Annotated in this window: 5 protein-coding genes; 2 read left to right on the top strand and 3 right to left on the bottom strand. The window is 53.1% G+C overall.

Annotation, left to right across the window (positions count from 1 at the left end; translation table 11 throughout):
- Positions 1-34: 34 nt before the first annotated feature.
- The 3 genes from dsbA to ACKLKD_RS27615 all read right to left on the bottom strand — a co-directional run bounded on the left by dsbA (position 35) and on the right by ACKLKD_RS27615 (position 2017).
- Positions 35-658, bottom strand: coding sequence for a thiol:disulfide interchange protein DsbA (dsbA, locus tag ACKLKD_RS27625; protein ID WP_025710900.1), 624 nt, complete (start codon positions 656-658; stop codon positions 35-37).
- A 27-nt stretch (positions 659-685) separates the two neighbouring features.
- Complete coding sequence (locus ACKLKD_RS27620) at positions 686-1672, bottom strand: serine/threonine protein kinase (protein ID WP_025710899.1); 987 nt, start codon at positions 1670-1672, stop codon at positions 686-688.
- Positions 1673-1747: 75 nt separating this feature from the next.
- Positions 1748-2017, bottom strand: coding sequence for a YihD family protein (locus ACKLKD_RS27615; protein ID WP_002882612.1), 270 nt, complete (start codon positions 2015-2017; stop codon positions 1748-1750).
- 71 nt (positions 2018-2088) lie between these two features.
- On the opposite strand from ACKLKD_RS27615, the gene mobA reads away from it, so the two are divergent.
- Together mobA and mobB are read left to right on the top strand one after the other, a co-directional pair.
- Positions 2089-2670 (top strand): molybdenum cofactor guanylyltransferase MobA, encoded by a 582-nt coding sequence (gene mobA, locus ACKLKD_RS27610; protein ID WP_025710894.1) that lies wholly within the window; start codon positions 2089-2091, stop codon positions 2668-2670.
- Entirely contained in the window at positions 2667-3173 is a 507-nt protein-coding gene (mobB, locus tag ACKLKD_RS27605; RefSeq protein ID WP_025710892.1) for a molybdopterin-guanine dinucleotide biosynthesis protein MobB, read from the top strand. The genes mobA and mobB overlap by 4 nt, the downstream gene beginning before the upstream one ends.
- Positions 3174-3349 lie beyond the last annotated feature (176 nt).

Genomic DNA, 3349 nt, shown 5'->3' with positions numbered 1-3349 from the left:
GGTCAGCATTACGGTCAGTGACCGGCGTTTTTTTTTATTTCTTCTCAACCAGTTGCTTCACGGTATCCGCATACTGAGCGACGAAGACATCCATATTGCTGGTGTCCATCCCCTGCGGGTTCAGCTGGTATTTACCATTAACATACATAGCCGGTACCCCCTGCAACTGCAGATCGGCTGCCGCTTTCTCTTGCTGAGCGACCAGAGATTTCACCACGAAGCTGTTCCATGCGGCATCGTAGTCTTCTCCTTTCACACCCGCATCAACGAATACTTTACGAATGTCGGCCACGCTCTGCACGGTCTGGGTTTTCTGCACGGCTTCGAACATCGGCGCAGTAATTTTATCTTCAACGCCCAGCGCGACGGCCACCGCCCATGCCTGCGTCAGATCCTTGCCCAGAGGGCCCAGGAACTCAACGTGGTATTTGGTCATTTTGGTGCCTTCCGGCAGTTTCTGCCGCACACTGTCAGAGACATGCAGTACTTCTTCAAACTGGTAGCAGTGCGGGCAGTAGAATGAAAAGAACTCGAGCACCTGCGGCTCGCCAGCAACCGGCTTATCAAGGGTGATGTACTGCTTGCCGTCGGTGATCTGGGCAGCGGATGCACTAAAAGCCAGAATCATACCAGCCAGCGCCAGCCAAACTTTTTTCATGATTTACTCTCTCCTGGATATATCACATTAATACATTGGCGTTAACTGAAGCGGGGGTTCCTGTAGAACCTTCACCTGCTCAAGAAAAGTCGACGTCTGTCCCCGCCAGTAATCCTCCCCGGTTAACCAGGGGAAATTGACCGGAAAAGCGGGATCGTCCCAGCGTCTGAGCAACCACGCCAGATAATAAACCAGTCGCATGGCGCGTAAAGGTTCAATAAGCGCGATTTCATCGCTGTTAAAGGGGCTGAATTCCTCATAGGCCTCGACGATGGTCTCCAGCTGCATACGCTGTTCAGCCTTATCGCCGTTGAGCAGCATCCACAGGTCCTGAATCGCCGGGCCAGTGCGCGCATCGTCTAAGTCGACAAACAGCGGTCCATCGCGCCAAAGGATATTGCCTGCATGGCAGTCACCATGCAGGCGCAACGTGTTCCCGCAGCCGTGCCATTGCGCTATGACGGCAGCAATGAGTTTATCGGTCGCCTTCAGGAAATCGGCTTTCAGGCCTGAGGGGATAAGCGTCGACTGTTCAAACACCTGGCGCGGTTCCAGCAGGTACTCCTGCACGCCAATCTCCGGGCGGGCAGTAAAGCGCTGTTTGCGGCCAGTCTGGTGCAAACGCCCCAGATAGCGGCCAACCCACTCCATCTGATCAAGGTTATCCGCTTCGAACTGACGGCCGCCAAGGCTTGGAAAAACGGCAAAGTAGAATCCCTGATGCTGATGAAGCGTGCTGTCATTAAAAAAGAGCGGCGCAGCAACGGGCACTTCATCTTCTACAAGCTGAAGCGCAAACTGGTGTTCTTCAAGGATCTGTTCTGCGGACCAGCGCTCAGGACGATAGAACTTCACTACATAGCGATGACGCTCTTCGTCCTGGAACTGATATACGCGGTTCTCATAGCTATTCAGCGGGGTGAGACCGGAGTCCACCCGCATACCCAGATCGAATAACCCATCGATAATGGTATCCGGGCGAAGCGTCTGAAAAGTAAAAGCCTTATCGTGCATCCTGACATCCGATAATCGTACGAATAGTTCAGGATATCATCTCATTGCGTTTTACGCGGCAGCGCTTACAACCTTTTACTCTTTTATTACCCCGCGGGCGCGCAGCAGCGCGGTTTTAAAGTCCTCTTCATAATCCTTCTGAATACCCGGAATGACGGCATCTTTGGAAGAATCGCGCATCTTCAGGTGATAGATCAGAATATCGTCGGAAAGATCGCTCAGTTCGCCATCATAGCCGGCCTCTTTCGCCAGCTTCTGCAAAAATTGCATCAGGTTCAGTTCAGGCTCTTTTTGCCAGGCTGGCTGGAGGAGTTCAATTACTTCATTCAGACGTTTACATTTCATGGTCATGCTCCTTACTCTTGATAGGGACAAGTTAACAGGGTCAATCCCACAATGAAAGAGGCGATATTCATATGCAAAGCGAGGCAATAACCGGCGTCGTGCTGGCGGGCGGCAGAGCCACGCGAATGGGCGGTATTGATAAAGGATTACAGTTGTTAAATGGCCGCCCTCTTTGGCGTCACGTCGCGGAGACATTAGCCCCGCAGGTAGATGCGCTAGTCATTAGCGCCAACCGTCATCTTGAGCAGTGGCATGCCAGCGGCTATCCGATCTTTCGCGATACACAAGAGGGTTATCCGGGGCCACTGGCCGGCATGCTTGCCGTGATGCAGCAGGTCGCAAGTCCCTGGTTTGTTTTTTGCCCCTGCGACACCCCCTTCATTCCAACATTTCTAGTTGAGCGCTTTATCCAGCAGAGAGGTGTTGCACCAGTGGTTTGGGCCCATGACGGCGAACGGGATCATCCCGCCGTTGCGCTCGTGCATCGACAAATCATACCAGACCTCGAGGCCTACCTTACCAGTGGAGAACGCCGGGTAATGGTCTTTATGCGTCAGGTGGGTGGAAGCCCGGTGAATTTCAGCGATGTGAAATCAGCGTTCATCAATGTAAATACGCTTGAGGATTTGCAGCAGATGCAGGAGCCGTCATGATCCCATTACTGGCGATAGCCGCCTGGAGCGGTACCGGAAAAACAACATTATTAAAGCGTCTTATCCCTGAGCTCTGCGCTCAAGGATTGCGCCCGGGGCTGATAAAGCACACCCATCATGACATGGACGTGGATAAGCCGGGCAAAGATAGTTATGAACTTCGTAAGGCGGGCGCTGCGCAAACCATTGTCGCCAGCGAACAGCGCTGGGCGTTGATGACCGAGACGCCAGAGAAGTCGGAATTAGATCTCTCGTGGCTGGCCAGTCGAATGGATGCCAGCAAACTGGACCTGGTTTTAGTGGAGGGGTTCAAACATGAACCCGTGCCTAAGATCCTGCTTTTTCGGCAAAACAGTGGCCATTCTGTAGAAGAGCTGATGATTGATGAGCATACCCTTGCCGTGGCCAGCGATATGCCGATCGCGACATCGCCTCCGCTGCTGGATTTAAATGATGTTCCACAGATCGCGACATTTATTATCAGCTGGTTAGCGAAGCAGTAGCAGGTATTCAGGCGATATTTTTCCCGGAGGCGGTGCTGCGCACCTTGTCCGGGCTACGGATCCGTAGCCCCGGTAAGCGCAGCGCCACCGGGGGGACATACCCCACACCGCAAAAAACCCCGCACCTTTCGGGACGGGGTTCTTGTTAAAACGCAAAAACAAAAAGCTCAGTCTTC

It is taken from the genome of Klebsiella sp. 10982 (assembly GCF_048589245.1).
Classification (GTDB): domain Bacteria; phylum Pseudomonadota; class Gammaproteobacteria; order Enterobacterales; family Enterobacteriaceae; genus Klebsiella; species Klebsiella quasivariicola.
Note: the sequence above shows the minus strand (reverse complement) of the source record. Positions and strands in the feature narration are given on the sequence as shown.